The sequence below is a fragment of the Photobacterium jeanii genome, from assembly GCF_001650345.1.
In the GTDB taxonomy this organism is placed as follows: Bacteria; Pseudomonadota; Gammaproteobacteria; order Enterobacterales; family Vibrionaceae; genus Photobacterium; species Photobacterium jeanii.
On the sequence record NZ_LVHF01000033.1, the window covers coordinates 59506 to 76775 of the forward strand.

14 protein-coding genes are annotated in these 17270 nt (G+C 42.9%); 3 read left to right on the top strand and 11 right to left on the bottom strand.

Annotation, left to right across the window (positions count from 1 at the left end):
- The first annotated feature begins 90 nt into the window (after positions 1–90).
- Positions 91–1338, top strand: a complete 1248-nt coding sequence (locus tag A3K86_RS17920; RefSeq protein WP_068334538.1) for a dipeptidase — start codon at positions 91–93, stop codon at positions 1336–1338.
- 79 nt (positions 1339–1417) lie between these two features.
- On the opposite strand, the gene A3K86_RS17925 is transcribed toward A3K86_RS17920, so the two are convergent.
- The 4 genes from A3K86_RS17925 to A3K86_RS17940 form a co-directional block, all read right to left on the bottom strand.
- Positions 1418–1939, bottom strand: a complete 522-nt coding sequence (locus tag A3K86_RS17925; protein ID WP_068334540.1) for a sigma-70 family RNA polymerase sigma factor — start codon at positions 1937–1939, stop codon at positions 1418–1420.
- A gap of 216 nt (positions 1940–2155) precedes the next feature.
- Positions 2156–2404 (bottom strand): thioredoxin family protein, encoded by a 249-nt coding sequence (locus A3K86_RS17930; protein ID WP_068334542.1) that lies wholly within the window; start codon positions 2402–2404, stop codon positions 2156–2158.
- Between the two features lie 45 nt (positions 2405–2449).
- Positions 2450–3454, bottom strand: coding sequence for a permease (locus A3K86_RS17935; protein ID WP_068334543.1), 1005 nt, complete (start codon positions 3452–3454; stop codon positions 2450–2452).
- 123 nt (positions 3455–3577) lie between these two features.
- Positions 3578–4237 (bottom strand): CatB-related O-acetyltransferase, encoded by a 660-nt coding sequence (locus A3K86_RS17940; RefSeq protein WP_068334544.1) that lies wholly within the window; start codon positions 4235–4237, stop codon positions 3578–3580.
- A 114-nt stretch (positions 4238–4351) separates the two neighbouring features.
- On the opposite strand from A3K86_RS17940, the gene A3K86_RS17945 reads away from it, so the two are divergent.
- The gene (locus A3K86_RS17945) at positions 4352–5260 is read left to right on the top strand and encodes a LysR family transcriptional regulator (RefSeq protein WP_068334548.1); all 909 of its coding nucleotides are present in this window, start codon (positions 4352–4354) and stop codon (positions 5258–5260) included.
- 73 nt (positions 5261–5333) lie between these two features.
- Here A3K86_RS17945 and A3K86_RS17950 read toward each other — a convergent pair whose 3' ends face one another.
- The 3 genes from A3K86_RS17950 to A3K86_RS17960 all read right to left on the bottom strand — a co-directional run bounded on the left by A3K86_RS17950 (position 5334) and on the right by A3K86_RS17960 (position 10228).
- A complete protein-coding gene (locus A3K86_RS17950) occupies positions 5334–6602 on the bottom strand; it encodes a sigma-54-dependent transcriptional regulator (protein WP_068334549.1) in 1269 nt (422 codons plus the stop codon).
- Complete coding sequence (locus A3K86_RS17955; protein WP_162844304.1) at positions 6599–8833, bottom strand: ATP-binding protein; 2235 nt, start codon at positions 8831–8833, stop codon at positions 6599–6601. Before A3K86_RS17955 ends, A3K86_RS17950 begins: the two co-directional genes overlap by 4 nt.
- Positions 8834–8968: 135 nt before the next feature.
- Positions 8969–10228 carry an ABC transporter substrate-binding protein gene (locus tag A3K86_RS17960; RefSeq protein WP_068334553.1) on the bottom strand — a complete coding sequence of 420 codons (1260 nt, stop codon included), beginning with the start codon at positions 10226–10228 and terminating at the stop codon, positions 8969–8971.
- Between the two features lie 384 nt (positions 10229–10612).
- On the opposite strand from A3K86_RS17960, the gene A3K86_RS17965 reads away from it, so the two are divergent.
- Positions 10613–11944: an MFS transporter gene (locus A3K86_RS17965; protein WP_068334555.1), complete on the top strand. Its 1332-nt coding sequence runs from the start codon at positions 10613–10615 to the stop codon at positions 11942–11944.
- A 152-nt stretch (positions 11945–12096) separates the two neighbouring features.
- Here the strand turns inward: A3K86_RS17965 and A3K86_RS17970 are convergent, their stop codons facing one another.
- The 4 genes from A3K86_RS17970 to A3K86_RS17985 form a co-directional block, all read right to left on the bottom strand.
- Positions 12097–12465, bottom strand: a complete 369-nt coding sequence (locus tag A3K86_RS17970; protein WP_068334556.1) for a hypothetical protein — start codon at positions 12463–12465, stop codon at positions 12097–12099.
- A gap of 243 nt (positions 12466–12708) precedes the next feature.
- Complete coding sequence (gene alr, locus A3K86_RS17975) at positions 12709–13929, bottom strand: alanine racemase (protein ID WP_068334558.1); 1221 nt, start codon at positions 13927–13929, stop codon at positions 12709–12711.
- Positions 13930–13979: 50 nt separating this feature from the next.
- Positions 13980–15617 (bottom strand): methyl-accepting chemotaxis protein, encoded by a 1638-nt coding sequence (locus A3K86_RS17980; protein WP_068334560.1) that lies wholly within the window; start codon positions 15615–15617, stop codon positions 13980–13982.
- 192 nt (positions 15618–15809) lie between these two features.
- Entirely contained in the window at positions 15810–17036 is a 1227-nt protein-coding gene (locus tag A3K86_RS17985) for an EAL domain-containing protein (RefSeq protein ID WP_068334564.1), read from the bottom strand.
- Positions 17037–17270 lie beyond the last annotated feature (234 nt).

A 17270-nucleotide genomic window follows, 5' to 3' on the forward strand; every position in this document is an offset into this window, starting at 1 on the left:
AGGAAATTGCACAATCACGCTTATCATCAATACTAAGGTGCGTATTTCACACTAAAGAAGCATCATTTGAGTCACTTTCACGAGGTTGTCATGCTGAAGACGTTATCACTCGCCGCAATTGGGGTCGCCTGTTTCACTCACTCGACATATGCCAGTATCGAAAGTAAAAACTGGCCAGCCTCCGACAAGGCAAAAGCCTTTGTGCAAGACACTATCGTGATTGGCATGTTAGCGAGCCCTTATGGTGCAGGCTGGACCGACGATCAACAGTTACTCGACTATTTTCAAGCCGCCCGTGATGCAGGCATTACCGGACATGAATATACCATTACCGCTGCTGATCATAACTTTGATGATTTCATCTTCCACCACCACAAACACAGATCGGCAATGGCAAAACAACCAGACAATTTCATCATTGCTTACTCCAACCAAGATATAGAGCGTGCTCATGTTGAAGGTAAAACAGCGGTAATTTGGAATAGCCAAACAGCAACTATTTTAGAAGAAGATGTTACCCGTATAGCACTACTCAAAGACATGGGGTTAAAAACCATGATCTTGGCTTATAACGACATATTCAGAACAGGTTCGGGGCAATTAGCGGCTTACAACGGACGTGATATTGGGCTAACACCGTGGGGAAAATCGGTCATTGATGAGATGGTGAAATACCGTATCATCCTCGATTTAAGCCATACCGGCTCGAAAACAGCCAATGATGCAATGGACTACATGGAGAAAACATACCCTGGTGTCCCATTCGTTTACACCCACTCTGTACCCGCGGGTCTTTACAAAAGCGAACCCGATGCCACACCTAAAGGCTGTTATCGTGCCATTCCCGATGATGAAGCGATACGCGCAGCCAAATCTGGCGGCTACGTTGCTCCAACCTTCACCGAGTGGATGATGGATGGTGTTTGGCCGGAAGACATTTCCCCTCAGCAAGCGGCAGATATGGTCGATTACTATGTAAAATTAGTCGGTGTTGATCATGTAGGGATCGCGACTGACGATATGTTTTCAACCGCAATGGTGGTCGATTTTGCTACCAAGAACGCCAAAATGTACGACGATGGCGGCTACATGATAGAAGCCTTTAATAAAGGGGCCACAGGCAATGGCGAGCTAGCCAAAATCTTAGCAGCAATGACCGATGAATTATGGAAACGTGGATACAGCAACGAGGATCTCGCTAAGATTTACGGCGGAAACAAAATGCGAGTTTACGCCCAAGTAGCCGAAGGTGTTAACCCTAAAGCCTTCCAAAAAGCTTACAGCCAAAAATTAAAAACGCTCACAGAGCTGCGTAAACAGTCACGCCAGCAAAAGTAACAAGCACAAATAACAAACCAAGTTACTAGTTTTTAAAGATGATTAGAGTTTGGCTCTAATCATCTTAGCCACTAAGAAATCACTCCTCAGGGGCAATAGCCAAGCGCTTAAAACAGCACACGCCTGTGTGATCTTGCTCGACTCGACATTCGCTCACTAATTTGCTTTTTAAGGTCATACGCGCTCGGCGAAGGCGGGCTTTGGTGGCCGATAACGTCAATTGATGACGGTTAGCATACTCAAGCTGAGTTAAACCATTAAGATCGCATTGTTCGATGATATCGCGCTCTTTATCGGGCATGAGCGGCAATACACGTGGTAAACAAGTTTGCAGTTGAGTCATCACAGGCGTACTCGCCTTCGCTTCCGAGAGTTCATCATTCTGATCGGTAGGCACTTTTCGGCGAAGATGATCGATAAACTGATGCTTGGTCACTTTAAACAACCAAGACTTTCCATCTTGCAGACTACAAAAACGCTGACGATGACGCATGCCCTTGAGAAACACATCTTGCATGATGTCTTCAGCTTCATGCTGGTTTTGCGTCTGCTTCATCAACCAAGCATAAAGTTGTGGCTCTGCCTCACCCCACGCTTTCATCAAACACTTCATGGCTCACCCAACAAACATACTCGGCAACATACCCAGCTAATAGCAAACAGAATAAATTGCGAATAAATGGAACGACAAAAGCCGCTATTGCCATTCCAACATTACATTTTCATGCAACATTGCAAAGCAAAGCGACTTCTAGTAGTTAAATCGTAATGCACTAACGCCTATCAGAATAAACGAGTACGTCTTAACGACCCCTTATTAGGCTACAACATCCTCAGTTAATAATTCGTGCACTCGCTCAAGAGATGGCACCGAACCTGTGTGTTTAACCACACCATCCACGCCCACACCTGGCGTGCTCATAATGCCCGCATTCATAATAGCTTCTAGGCTGGTGACTTTTTCAACTTGGACATCAATCCCCAACTTTTGCGCGGCAGCAACAATGCGCTCTGCTGTGACGGTGCAATTTTTACAACCTGAACCATAAACTTGAACTGTTTTCATAAAAGCTCCTTGTGATCGCTTGTTTCGTTAAATGCAGATGAAATATCAGTAGTAGGCATTAAACAGCCAACCTGTGATAGAAATGGCTATCAACAAATAACCCGCAATCGCCGCTAATAAGCGATAGCGCATCACTTGTTTCAACATAATGAATTCCGGCAAGCTTACCGCCACTGCGCCCATGCAAAATGCCAATGTGGTTCCAATCGGCATCCCTTTATCAAGTAATGAACCCATGATAGGAACAACCCCAGAAGCATTGGCATAGATGGGGATCGCGCTTAGTGTTGCGGCTGGCACAGTCCACCATTGCCCACTGGCAAGGTTTTGCTCAAACCATTCGGCAGGCACGAAGCCGTGGATAAATGCGCCCAGCCCAACGCCAATGATCACCCATTTCCATACTCGGCCAAAGATGGTGCGAGTCTCTTGCGCGGCAATATTGTGGCGATCATGCAAGGTGATAACTTGGGGCGTTGTCGGTATTGCTGTTGTAGTTTGAGAGCTAGCCTGAGCACTGGCTTGATTCACCTGTTGATACGCTTTCGCCAAGAAGGGTTGTAGCCAGCGGTGGGCTTGGCATTTATCGAGCACGACACCCGCGATCATGCCTAACAACATCCCAATCGCCACATACATTACGGTGAATTTTACCCCCAGCATGCTGCCGAGCATGATCACCACCACTTCGTTCACCAAAGGGGAAGTGATCAAAAACGCGATAGTAACGCCAATCGGAATTTGCGCTGATACAAACCCCATAAACAAAGGAATAGAGCTGCAAGAGCAAAACGGCGTAATCGCACCAAACATGGAGCCGAGGAAATACCCCACGCCTTTGTGCTTACCTTGCAGGTAATCGCGCACCCTATCAACGCTCAAGCTGGCGCGAATAAATGAAATGGCATAAATCAGCGCCACCAGCAGTACCAAGATCTTGCTGGTATCTTCAATAAAGAAATGCAGCCCGACGCCAACAGAAGTATCAGGCGAGAGTTGAAAAACCGAGTAAGTTAACCAATCGGCAAGATGAGTAAAAATCGCTAACACTGTCGTGCACCCTAATCATGTATCTACTACTAACACGCAGCAGCTCACCAAAGGATGCACATTTTTTTTATTATTTCCGCCAAATCAGCCAAACAAGCGATGATTGCCCAACCTAGCGTGACATTATTGATGCAATATGTGCTTTTGATAGTAATCTTCCAAGGCAGTGACATCGCCACTGCATAGCCAACGCATCGCCCCTTTGATCTCTTCCAATGACCAATCCCACCACTGAATACGCAATAAAGACTCGGTTGTTTGCGCATCAAAACGTCGCTTCACAACTTGATTGTTACCAACCACCACGCAATAGGGCTCTACATCTTTGGTGATCACCGAACGCGCCCCAATAACAGCACCGTCACCAATGTGAACACCGGGCATGATCATGGCTTCACTACCAATCCACACATCATTGCCAATAACAGTATCACCCGCGCGTTGGAAACCACTCTTAACTTCATCGCCAAATACCTCACTTGAAAACGGGAACGTTGACACCCAATCAATGCGATGACCTTGATTACCCGCCATCATAAAAGTAGCGCCTGAGGCAATAGAGCAAAATTTGCCAATGATCAGTTTATCGACTTCACCAAACACGCCGCTTTGCCACACATCGTGTGTAAAATCGTCGCCAAGTAGATAACGGACGGCTTGTTCTTCAAACGATTTACCGTGATAAAAACCGGAGTAATAACTGTGTGCTCCCACCTCGATATTCGGGTGATTAACCTGCTGCTGTAAGTTTTGCCCTTCGAGCCAACTATTGAATACTTTCATACGCCCTCTGCAATTAAAAAACTCATAAAACTGTTGAGATAAAGGAAGTTGGCGTGAGTTTAAATAACCCCTATTATTTCCAGTAGAGCAAATAACGACATTCAGAATTACCATATGGAAATAAAGTGGCTACCTTACGTCCCTCTCTATATCGCCTTGTGCGAAGAGCGAAGTATTGCTGGAGCAGCAAACCGCTTAGGTTGCTCAAATGCCCATGCCAGCCGTCAACTGAGGCAATTAGAAGATATTCTTGCGGTTCAGTTAATACAGCGTACCACCCGTCAATTTAACCTGACGCAAGACGGCATCGCCTTCTACAAACAGGTCAAAGCTTTATTTGAAAACGCAGAGAGCATCAATGACTCGCTGTGTGGAAAAGAAACATTAACGGGCAAATTACGCATTGCTGCATCGGCATCATTCGGGGCTTTACTTCTTGCTGAACCTTTTGCGGAATTCAAACGAGATTACCCTGAGATTGCGCTTGAAATCATATACACCGAAAAGCCATTGGATTTGATCGATTCCGGGTTTGATGTGGCAATCTATCTAACCGAAAGCCCACCAGAAGGCTATGTCGGGCATTACTTACGATCACGTCAGTGCAAACCTTTTGCACACCAAAGTTACCTTGATGGACATGGCACCATTGAGCACCCTTCTCAGCTCAATAAATACCGTCATATCTTGTACCGCAATACGGAATTTACTTTAGATAGATGGACTTTTACTGAAGCGAATACAAATCACACTGTAAAGGTAAAGCTGCACCATGACTTTAGCGTTAACTTAGTCAACGCCATGGTTGATACCATGATGGCTGGATGTGGTGTTGCAATGCTGGATGAGTTTGCGCTTGCCAAGCTCCCAACAGACAAGCGAGCAGAGGTGGTGGAATTACTCCCCAATTGGCAAACCAGCGCCATATTGCCGCTGTATATTCTGTACCCCAAACGGGAGCATTTGCCGAAGCGCACAAGGCTATTGGTTGAGTTTCTTAAACAACGCTTACAGGGCATGTAACTCACGATGTGAGTACTAACACGCAGCTGCCAATGCTGACAGCTGCGCGCTAACGTTCAGACCAAGAAAAGAATTAATTTCTTTTGTAATTGGCCTTATCTAATCCGTACTTCTTCATTCGCAAATACAATTTTTTCCTCTGTATCTGCAGGTAATTAGAAACATCATTAATCTGACCTGAGAACAAATACAAAGCATCTTCAATCAACTGTCGTTCGTATTTTTCGACTAGCTCATCCAGTGCCCCATCCATTTGTTCTACCGGATAAACCCGCTCAGCAACCGACAACTTCACAATACCAATGGCATAAAGCTCAGCCACACTCTTTAACTCCCTAACATTACCCGGCCAGCAATGATCATTGAGCGTATTCAAATAGGAGCTATCAACCTTTGGCATCTCTTTACTCAGTAGCAAGCAGCTATTTTTTAAGAAATGTTTAAACAGAATTTTGATATCTTCTTTCCGCTTGCGTAAAGGCGGTATCGAGAATCTGGCATTATTGAGCAAATAATAGAGCTCAGGTAACAATGTATGCTCTTGCAGCGCAAGCTCAGGCGCTTGACTAAAAATAGAGACGAACTTAACGGTATGTTTGCCACTGCGTTCTTGCTCAAGAAGATAACGGCTCAAATACCCTTGCACCTCTTCCGGCATTTTACTCGGCTCATTCAGGATGATGGTGCCATTTTCAGCATCTTTGATCAGCGTTTCTAACTCGGTCACTGTTGCTAAACTATCACCAACTTTGAACAAAAGCGGGCCACTTTGCCGCGGGCTTAATTCATGCAGCAAGGTCGCGGATGTATATCGCCCAACACCATTTTCACCTTCGATAAGCACATCTTTATCAGCCATCGCGAGTAACTTAATGCGTTCGCGTATTTCGACGATCTCAACACTTTTACCCAAGAGTTTTTTCGGTAAATCTCTTTCAATCAGATGCCATTGCTCAACAACCTTTGACCGCTCACTAATGACTTTTTCCAGTAAGCTCAAGAGCTTTTTAGGTTTCAACGGTTTCTCAAGATAATCACTGGCCCCCTTCTGAATGGCTTCCACCGCCATTTCGATATCGCCATGACCCGTAATAGTAATAATCGGCAAATGAGGGCTAATCGCTTTCACTTTATCGATAAGCTCCATGCCACTCATGGTTGGCATATAGATATCTGTCAGTATCACCCCTGACCAATTAGGATGAATTTGCTGTAGCGCTTTATGGGGGTCTAAAAAGGCTTTCGTTTTATATCCAGCGAGCTCTAATAGGTGCTGGCTAGAATCTAAAACATGTTGATCATCATCGATAAGCACGACTTGAACATCATCACCTAAAATCATTGTATCGGGAACTCCAAAACTATCATTGCACCACCATCTAACGTCGATGCTAGCTGAATTGAGCCATTTAAACGGGCCATTATTGAATGGCAAATATTTAAGCCAAGCCCTAACCCAACTTCCTTTGTGGTCGTAAAAGGGGTAAATATCTGGTTGATAATGGCAGGGTCAAAACCAGGTCCATTATCGCTACAAGCCAAAACTATCGAGTGCTCGCTACACTCTAGTTTGCTGAGGGTAACAACGCCTTGATCTCCGCCAACAGGCGCTAGTGCATCACAGCTATTAATCAGCAAATTCACTATTACTTGCTCTATTTGAATAAGATCACCTACACAGCAACAGTCATCGCCCAGCTGGTTACACAAGTTGATATTGTGTTGCTTCGCCCTTGAGTCAGCGATACCTATCGCACTGTTAACAGCTTGATGAAGGTTGACCTTTACGGCAGGGTTCATGAATGAGGTCTTTTTAGAAAAGCCACGTAAGTTCGTGATGATCTGCTCCATACGATCGCTGATCTCATCCATCTTCGCCATAGTGTTGTAAATATCGGGATAGTCATTGGCGTTATAAGTCATCTGCACCGTGTAGATGTATGTTGAAAGCGCTGACAATGGTTGATTGAGTTCATGTGCCAGCGTCGTCATCGCTTGCCCCACAACCGCCATTTTCGCCGCTTGAATCAACTCTTCTTGGGTGGCAACCAAGGTTGCTTCTGCTCGTTTTCTATCTTCAATTTGGCTATGTAGCTCGATGTTTGCTTGTGTCAGTGAATGGGTTTTTTCTTCCACCTTCTGTTCAAGCCAACGCGCCACATTCGCTTGTTCGGTAATGTCGGTTAAGGTAATGATGATCTTGGGAATCGTGTTCTGATAATAAACACGTAAATCTAAGCGAAAATAGTTAACTTGCTGCTCTTCACTTACGATTTCCAGTGTAATGGTGTAAGCACCATTAAGTAATAACGCACTATCGGATGCAAATAATGTCCGCAGCTGAAAGTGATAACGAGGGTCAAACAAGCTCCAAATATATTCATTTTCAAATGATCGACCACATAAACTAAAAAGGTGACGAGCACTAGAGTTCATTGACTCAATCACCCCTTCAATTGAGCAAGTCACAAGGCTAGCTTGGGTGTTATTAATTAAATTGAGCGCATTCGTGTTTTCAACTTCTTGAAGCTGAAAACAAAAATCATTTAATGTTTTACCCAGCAGTCCTATCTCGTCATTTCCTGTGACGGGGATCAATCTATTTGTCTCTCCCGTCGCGACCGAGTTTAAATTCAAGCTTAAATGATACAAACGCTGAACAATTCGCTTACGCACAAAATAAAAGTAAATAAGTGCACTCAACAATATTGATGTGGTTAAAACAAGCAATAAAAAGACATTACCCGCCTCAATAATGTTACGAGTACTCAATTTTATGCCAGATAGATCGACACTGGTCGTGCTCACCAGGTGCTTGATTTGTTGCTGTTGATATTCCAAGCGGTTTTGAATGTTCTGGCGCTGCTGATTAGCGTGTTCATTCAATAATTTTAGAGCTTTAAGGTTGTTATATAACTTACCATCCGGCTTGACTAAATCAAAAAACTCTAACAAGAGTTGGCGATAAGTAATACTGGCGGCGTTATGCTCTAACTTTTCACTCAGCCGTGCAATTTCATCGGTCTTGTAACTAATAAAGTGAAAAGCACTCTCTAAATTACGCTGTTTATATTGTCGAATAACTTCATTCACTAACGAAACAAGTTCATTTTCTTTGAGTGTCATCATTTGCAACGTTGTGAAGTCTTCGTACAGAATAGATTTTGTTTCTGAACTTAACCTTGTTCGTTCACTGGTTATTTGCCATTCAATTTCTTGTCTTAATGGATTCACCTCATCGACAATATCTTGGTGAAGCCATGATACACTTTCAGAAATTTTATCTAGTTCTTGTTTGATTTGAATCTTACGCGATAGCAGTGGGACAAACGCATCAATATCAACACCCAACAACTGATATTCACCTCTCAATTTATTAATCACAGATGATTTCGTTAACGTTGCGGTAAAGCGGTCAATATCATCAAGCGTTTTGTCCAAGCTAGCATCAAGTTGGTTAAGTCGAATAATATTTCGCGTCGTATGTATTTCGTTTAAATACGCTTGTAGTTGAGTGCTACTGCGCTCTAACTGATAACTTGCCTTTAATGATGGCATATTATTATCGAGCATTGCGTCCACTTTATCATCGAGCATATTCCAAGTAATAAAAGCCACCGCACTAATAAAGAAAACCATTAGTAAGATACAACTAAATGCAGCGACAAGCCTTGAGCTCAGGGTATTAGGAAACTTTGGCAACCTGACTTACTCTTGATTAATTTCATTAATTAATTGGTTGGCTATCACTAAGTTCTCGCTTAGCGTTTGTTGCCAACGACGCACCTCTTCAGCCACAGCCGTATTAAGGCGGTGCGCAGTTCCTGTTTGGTTAAACAATTCTAAGTAATCGCTTGATTGCGCTTGTTGAGCCGTTACTGGAACTTTAGATGCATAACGCTTTACCAAGGTAAGATTTCTCTTGTCAGCTTGTGACAAATCCGTTTTTTTCTCGAGTTGGTAAATTGATTGCCAAGTAACCTTTAATTGATGGAGTTGCTCTGTGATCGCTTGGTCAAAAAGTAACGAAATAAGTCCATCTCGCTCATAAACCAGCTCTTTATTCAGTACAACACTTGTCTTTTGGGCTAATTCTGGTTGCGCTAAAGAAAACTTAGTGATCGAGGTAGTTTTAAGTAATTCCTGCCCTTTATTTGATAACAGAAAATCAATGATTTTCTCGCTTTCTTTTTTGGCATCACTGTCTTTAGTTATAGCAATATAGGTGGGCATTAATATTGATTTTGGCATATAGCTAAAATCAACATAATCAAAACTACGTTTACTGTTTATTGCGTAATTATCAATCACAGGCCCAGCACCAATAAGCCCTTGTGAAATCGCTTCACTCACACCGAAACTGCGTGATGAAATAAAAGCAATGTTACCGCCAATCTTCATTAACAGTTGCCACCCTTTATCCCAGCCATAATTTTGCAATATATTTTCAACCATCAAACTAGTTGTACCAGAACGCGCAGGTGTACTCATGGTGATATGGTTGAAATATTTAGAATCTGATAAATCCTGCCATGTTTTAGGTGATGCTAAGTTATAGCTTTTTAAATATTCATTGTTATACATCAGCCCAAAACCAGAATAAGCAAATGCGGTGACTTTTCCCGACATTTCTAAAACATGAGGCTTTAACCATTCCGGTGTTTTATTCTCATTGTCGATTAATAGTAATTTCCCTTTTTCTTCTAACTCATGAAAAAGAACTGACGATGAAGAGATGATAATATCAACATTGCTCGCCCCTTCTCGCTCTAATAACCGAACAGCTGAACGATTACGGCGAAAAATGACATCCACTTTGACATTCGGGTTAATCGCTTGAAACTGACTCACCATTTGTGAAATTGACCCTTCAGAAAAGGTAGTAAGAATCACAATCGGCTTTTCTTTTGCTGCCATCACCGCTGTTGATATTGATATCAAAAACGAAAAGAGAATAAATCTGCTCATACCAACATTGCTTCATATCTTTGCTTTAATAATAATCCGCAATGTTAATGATTAATTTCTTGCATTTTGTGTGTTAGGTCAAACTTCAGTAAATAAGTAGAAATTCGCTAAAATCATAAATGTGCCTTTATCGGAACATAAGATTATTGGCCATCGATTAAATTTATTACTCATTCTATTTTAGCCTCTCTAAATGTGCTTTTTTGTCTCACAGAAATAGGCGTTTGGGACATTTCTTTCCCAAATCCACCCTCTTGTTGATTCATTTTTCCTCTTTATTATCCATTCCCATACAGGGGCATCCCCAAAAGAATTCACAAACTCAGGTCACCTTTTTATTGACCTAACAATCCAATTTTACTTATTCGATAGGATTAACAAGAAATGAATACCTCCAAATTAGATGCGACGTATCGAAAATTTCGGTGGCAAATAATCTTAGCTACCTTTTTAACCTACACAGTGATGTATATATCCCGAAAAGCGTTTGCAGCGGCTGCGCCTCTTCTTATGGAAGACTTGGGTATGACAGTGGTCCAGTTTGGCGCAGCATCTTCTATCTATTACATCGTTTACGGGCTAGCAAAGTTTAGCTCTGGCTTAGTTGCTGACCGCATCAACCCTCGCGCCTTCCTTGGTTCTGTTTTAGTACTTGTCGCCATCATCAACGTTGGCATCGGTATGACAGACAACGTGACAATGCTATTAGCGCTGTACTGCCTAACAGCCGTTGTACAAGGGTGTGGTTTTCCACCAATCGCCAAATCTATTAGCCAATGGTATTCAAAATCAGAGCGTGGTGGCTGGTACTCTATTTGGAACACCTCACATAACCTAGGTGGTGCCTTAGCGCCTCTTATCGCCTCTACCGTGATTGCAGCGACAGGTGATTGGCGTTATGCCTTCTATGTACCAGCGGGCATTACAGCGGTACAAGCGATTATCTGTTTCTGGCTAATGCGTAATAAACCTGAAACCTACGGCTTACCAAATGTGGGTGAGTGGAAAGGTGACGCCAAACAAATTGAGATCAACAAGCGCTCTGAAGCTGGCTTAACCATGTGGGTGATGTTTAAACGTTACATCTTAACCAACCCTATCATTTGGCTAGCCATTAGTGGTGACCTTTGTATCTACGTTATCCGCACGGTAACGAACGACTGGGTATCGGTCTACTTCGTAAAAGAACTAGGCTGGGATCTGGTGAAATCAAATTCACTTGTCGCTTGGTTTGAAGCTGGCGGCATCATTGGTGGTTTAACGTCAGGGATTATTTCCGATAAGCTTTTCGGTGCAGACCGCTGGAAAACCATCCTCATTTATTCGTTTGTTTTAGTGGCTGGTATGGTGGGTGTTGTGCTGACCATTGATGTAAGTTACCTCCTCGTTTCAGGCTGCTTCTTTGTCATTGGTGCAGGTATTTATGCCCCTCAAATGCTGTTCGCATTAGGTATCATTGAAGCTTCACACGCCGATGGCGCAGGTGCTGCAACGGGCCTTAAAGGTGGTATTACCTACATTGGTGCCGCATTAGCCGGTGCGCCAATTGCAATGATTGAAGCAGCCTATTCTTGGAATGGTGTCTTTATGATCCTTGGTTGTATCGCCGTGACACTGATTGTTCTTACTTGCGTTATCATTCGTTTGGATAAAAGAAACGCGAAACAAAGTAGTACGAATCTAGAAGGTAAAATCGCGAGCTCTGAAGCGGTATAAAATAAACTAGTCGTGCAAAGTTAATAAGCAATACTAGAGGTTGAGGTGAAGAGTCTCAGCCTCTTTGCTTTATAACGCTATCGACTTTAATCACACTCTATCAGCATCATTCTCAGCTTTCCCCTCCCCACGCAATCAAAACAAGTATTGCGTCAACGGATCTGCACTTTTCCTTCAAGTTTTCGCAGTGAACGAAGCACTTCTTGAAGAAAAAGCTCATCATCAGGAAGTGTTTCCCCTGACTCGTTTTGAGGCTCTGCTTCACCGCGATGATTCGAATCTGGCTCTCGCTTATCTTTAGAGGACGGCGATGAAGGTGCGTCTTCGTTTTTAGCGTTTGAAGCTTGTAGAGAAGATGGTTTCCAGTTCGCTATTTGCTGAACACGAGCAAGGTGCTCAGCTGATAACTTAGGCGGAAATCGCGCAGGAAGAGGAGGAAGCACACCGCTATCTTGTGCGTGTTGGTTTACTCGGTTTGCCTTAGACCATTGACCTTTAAAGTACGAATTGCGTTTATTCATTTATCAAATACCAATTGTTTTTCAGCAGCAAATTGATGCCCTGACAATTGGCTCCCTTAGTTAAAACAGCGCTTAATTGCGCTCAATGTCGCTTCTTAGAAAGCGCCTTATCGAACATCACATGCTATTTTCATGAACGATATTTTCGACGCAGAAAGAAAAAACTACTTTGTCTTCATGCGATAACTCACCTAAAGCCAAAGTAGTCTGTATTTATTTTTATTATTTAAGGTATCGCTAAATTTAGTCTGTGATGTAATAGCGAGGGTTAGTCTGACCCCAAACCGTGTACAACTCAGGGAAGATCAAGCTTGAGTGTGTTTCCATTTCTGTTGCGGTAATTGTCTCACCTTGCTGCTGACCAAATAGCACCACTTCTTGACCAGGTTTGATACCTTCCAATCCTGTGATATCTACCATGGCTGTGTTCATCGACGTTACACCCACAACTTTTGCGCGTTGACCGTTAATGATCACCTGAGCATTGTTACCCATCTTGCGAGGGTAGCCATCAGAGTAACCCACTGGAATATTGGCTAGCACGCTGTCTTTATCAGTTGTGAAGGTGCTGTCGTAACCGACAGTTTTGTTTGCTGGCAAGTGATGAATTGATGCCACTCGAGTTTTGAACGACACAATTGACGGGTACTCAGGGTTAGTTGGCAAATCACCAAATAACACACCACCCGGGCGCACCATATCAAGCTGCGCTTCTGGTACATTCAACGATACGTAAGAATTCGCCACATGAAGCGTAATATCATCACGATTCAAATCAGCTTTGTTCATTAACCACGCAGAATCTTTGTTGAATGCTTTTAACTTCTCGCGCACTTCATCTGCATTGTAGTTCGGGAAGTGCGTCATGATGCCAACAACGTCAAGGTTAGCTTGAGAAGCAATATCAACCGCTTCTGCTTTGCCCGCTTTCGTCGACATATCAATACCATTACGACCCATACCGCCGTTATTCAACGCCACATGTACCTTAATGGTCTTGTTGTTACGCGCAGCAAAATCAGCAATATCTTTTGCTTGCTGGTAACTACCAATCAGCTCTTCAATATCAAGATCTGCGCTTTGCTTCACTTCGCTTAAACTCGCAGAGCGTACACGCATCAGTTGACCTTTAAAGCCACTATCACGTACCGCACGCGCTTCAGCGTTACTCGCAATCGCCACACACGGGATTTGCTGCTCAATGACCATTGGCATCAAACCTTGAATACCGTTGCCGTAGGCATCGGCCTTCATCACTGCACAGATTTTGGTGTCTGCTTTAATGTGCGTTTTGAACTGCTCGATATTGGACTTAAATTGCCCCAAGCTAATTTCCAACCACGAGTTCGATTGGTTGATTTCTTTCGCGGTTGGAATGTGGTGATCGATCGCTAACGGTGCACTAATTGTCGAAAACGCTGGTAGCGCCATCGCTAACGAAAGTACTGTCATTTTAAATTTCATAAGGTTTCCATTCTGTAGAAATTAGCCTGAGGAATTAAGTTCTAAGGCAATTAATTAAGCTTGAATCGGTTCATCGCGTTATGAAGTGAAGTCGCTAATTGACTCAATTCACCACAAGCAAGCACGGTCTGTTGTGCACCTTCAGCAACTTCTTGCGATGCCATATTAATGGTTTCGATATGGCTGCTTAGCTCACCGGCAACCGCATCTTGTTGACTACAGGCACTGGCAATTTCAGTCCCCATATCAGAAATATCTGCCACCGTATCTTCAATCGAACTCATTAGCTTCAACGCTTGGGTGCCTTGATCTGAGTAAGTTTCAATACATGCGCACGACTTCTCGGTCGCATCTTTCGCTTGCTTCGCATAGTTCTGTAGCTTCTCAATCACCGCTGTGATTTCACCTGTTGAGTCTTGCGTACGCGCAGCAAGGGTACGTACTTCATCAGCAACCACGGCAAAACCACGACCAGATTCACCCGCTCGCGCCGCTTCAATCGCTGCATTCAGTGCCAACAAGTTGGTTTGATCAGCAATGCTACGAATCACGTCAACAATGATGTTCACTTGGTTAGATTGCTCTTCCAACTCAAGGACGGTATTACCCGCATCACCAATTACCGCTGAGATCTCTTGAATAGAGTCCACCATCTCTTGGTTACTCTTGGCGCCTTGTTTCGCTTGTTGGTTCGCGTTATTGGCTTGAAGCGCTGATTTTTCGGTGTTTTGCGCCACATCTGATACCGAGGTTTTCATCTCTGTCATCGCTGTTGCGATTTGGGCAATCTTGGACTGCTGATCTTGCATACCACGAGTCGAAAGCTCAGAAATTTGGTTCATTTCCTCAATGGCGCTACTTAGCTGGGTTACCGCAGAAATGATTTCTTCAATAAGCTGGCGAAGGTTACTCTGCATTTTCGATGATGCATCGGCCAACACGCCCAATTCATCATTACCAATCGCATCACGATCAACATGCGTTGAAAGATCGCCTTCGGCAATCGCATTGGCTTGTTTCACAATCAAGTGCAGCGGATTACAAATTAAACGAGAAAGGATAAGAGTCATTGATACCATCACCAACAAGATCAAAATGTTGCTGAAGATAGATGAGCTTGAAAGACTTTGCACTGAACCCAAAATTTGTGAGCGGTTGTCGTTCATTGCGCCTTTTAGAATTTGGCTCAATGTCGATACTTCACTTTCAATGCCTTTGAACGATGAATAGGCATCTTTCAGTAGTAGCTGCGCTGCTTGTTCTTTTTGATTCGCCATAGCAGCTTGGTTGAAGCTCTGAACAATATTGGTGTAGTTTGTCCATGCTTGATCAAGACGGTTAAACGCTTCTTGCTCTTCACCCGGCCAGACTGTTTTACCGTAAGCGGTTATTAGCTGATCAATATCATTCATCAAAGCTTTGCTGTCATTGAGCTCATTCGTCAATTGCACTTCCGAATCGATGTTCACCAGCATGGCTAATTGATTACGTCTCAATGTTGCCACTTCATCGTATATGCGATTTACTTTTTCATAGGCAGGTAAAGTGTCGTCGGTATAGTTAAGAATGTTTGACTCAATATTCGTTAACCCCGAATGAAATACGAAGGCAACAGCGGCGTTTATTATCGTAATAACAAGAAACGAAACTGCAATCTTCTTGCCTATCGTTAAGTTTTTCAAGAACATCAATGTATTTCCTTTAATTTCCACTCTTTGGTGGAACTTTATAAATATCAAGCTCCGCTAACTTCAATGAAGTTAACGCTCACTCTGTCTGTTAATATTTTTATTATTAATGGTTTGCTTTCGACGGCTGACACTTCGTTATAATGAAATGACAACACAAACTGGCAGCAGCAATAGCATTGGTCATACTCACTATTCACCTCTGCTCGTTACTCCACCACAGCAAATCGCGCTAGGCTTTGCAGATTCTGCGGCAGATGAAAAGGAAGGCAGTTTAATCGGCTTAGACAACAAAAAGCCCTGTAAGAATACATTTGATTTTTTCGGCAATAATGCAAGGTGCTCTTCGGTTTCGACCCCTTCAATCACTAAACCAACATCAATACTTTCTGACAACGTCAGCATGAATTTCAAGGTTTCACTAGCGACAATGTCATGGTCACAAGTACGAATAATCGACTTATCAATTTTGATGAAATCAAAGTGCTTTTCAGACAACAAATTAATATTGGAGTAGCCGCAGCCAAAGTCGTCAATCGCAAACCGAAACCCAGCTTGCTTTAAGTTGGCAATATTATCCTTGGCATGTTTTTGCGACAGCATTTCACTGTACTCGACCACTTCAAAAATAATCTTTGAGCGCAGTTCTGGTACCCTTTCAGTCGCAACCATCACATCATCGCAAAAATCGATCATCATAAGATCGGTATTGCTAATATTAATGCTGATATTAGGTAGTGATTGCTTACTTTCAAGTGCAAAATCAATCACCTTCTGCAGAATCATCATAGTGAGTGAATAATGCAAATGCGGCTTGGTTGCCACTAAAGGCATGAACTCACCAGGACCACCATATTCAGATCGTTGCCAACGTAATAAAATTTCCCAAATTTCAACTTTAGCCGTATCTGTACTGTGATAAATCGGTTGGTAACACAGATCGAAACTGTCACCACCTAAGCGGATATCATGACTTAAGTCTTGAATGATTTGGCGTTTACGAAGACTACGTTGGTAGTCACTATCACGATAACTGTAGAGACCATTGAGCGATTTAAGCGACTTCTTTACGCAATACGCCATTTTCTTGAATAGATAACTTTTCCCTTTAGAGATATCCACATCTGAAAACGACATACTGGCAATCGAGTAATCAAATGGCAGTAACTTATCTTCTACAACCTTTTGATTCGGTAGCGCGCGTTGCACTTTTTGCTGTTGGTCAATCAATTGCTCTTGCGTCCATGGCGTGTCTTTCACAAACACCATGACAATGTATCTATCTTCAAACAATCCCATCACGGTTGGTGACAGTGCTTGATCTAGATGTTGATGTAATTGCGCCTTAATTTTACGACTCGTTTTCGAGTCAAAGAAGCGATAATAATCCGACGAACGTCCAACACAGACCACATGCATAATATGGTGGACTTCATCATTGACCTCATTAATTTTAAGTATTTTTTTTTGAATATAATTAATATTAGGTAGCTTACTTTCTTCGCAAAATAAGCTTTTTAGTTTTTGTCTTTTTTGCTCTCTTTCTAATCGAAGCTGAGCAAAGGAACGTTTTTTTCTCTCTCTGGACACCCGAATAGTCAACAATGCGCACATTGCAGTTAGCACAGTAGAACCGCATAACAGAGTTACGTT

What these genes read in the sequence shown, in the direction of transcription:
- A3K86_RS17940 (WP_068334544.1), bottom strand. Translation starts at nt 4,237, where the DNA reads ATGAAAGTATTCAATAGTTGGCTCGAAGGGCAAAACTTACAGCAGCAG.
- A3K86_RS17980 (WP_068334560.1), bottom strand. Translation starts at nt 15,617, where the DNA reads ATGTTCTTGAAAAACTTAACGATAGGCAAGAAGATTGCAGTTTCGTTT.
- A3K86_RS17930 (WP_068334542.1), bottom strand. Translation starts at nt 2,404, where the DNA reads ATGAAAACAGTTCAAGTTTATGGTTCAGGTTGTAAAAATTGCACCGTC.
- A3K86_RS17955 (WP_162844304.1), bottom strand. Translation starts at nt 8,833, where the DNA reads ATGCTCGATAATAATATGCCATCATTAAAGGCAAGTTATCAGTTAGAG.
- A3K86_RS17950 (WP_068334549.1), bottom strand. Translation starts at nt 6,602, where the DNA reads ATGATTTTAGGTGATGATGTTCAAGTCGTGCTTATCGATGATGATCAA.
- A3K86_RS17945 (WP_068334548.1), top strand. Translation starts at nt 4,352, where the DNA reads ATGGAAATAAAGTGGCTACCTTACGTCCCTCTCTATATCGCCTTGTGC.
- alr (WP_068334558.1), bottom strand. Translation starts at nt 13,929, where the DNA reads ATGAAATTTAAAATGACAGTACTTTCGTTAGCGATGGCGCTACCAGCG.
- A3K86_RS17985 (WP_068334564.1), bottom strand. Translation starts at nt 17,036, where the DNA reads ATGCATGTGGTCTGTGTTGGACGTTCGTCGGATTATTATCGCTTCTTT.
- A3K86_RS17970 (WP_068334556.1), bottom strand. Translation starts at nt 12,465, where the DNA reads ATGAATAAACGCAATTCGTACTTTAAAGGTCAATGGTCTAAGGCAAAC.
- A3K86_RS17925 (WP_068334540.1), bottom strand. Translation starts at nt 1,939, where the DNA reads ATGAAAGCGTGGGGTGAGGCAGAGCCACAACTTTATGCTTGGTTGATG.
- A3K86_RS17960 (WP_068334553.1), bottom strand. Translation starts at nt 10,228, where the DNA reads ATGAGCAGATTTATTCTCTTTTCGTTTTTGATATCAATATCAACAGCG.
- A3K86_RS17965 (WP_068334555.1), top strand. Translation starts at nt 10,613, where the DNA reads ATGAATACCTCCAAATTAGATGCGACGTATCGAAAATTTCGGTGGCAA.
- A3K86_RS17920 (WP_068334538.1), top strand. Translation starts at nt 91, where the DNA reads ATGCTGAAGACGTTATCACTCGCCGCAATTGGGGTCGCCTGTTTCACT.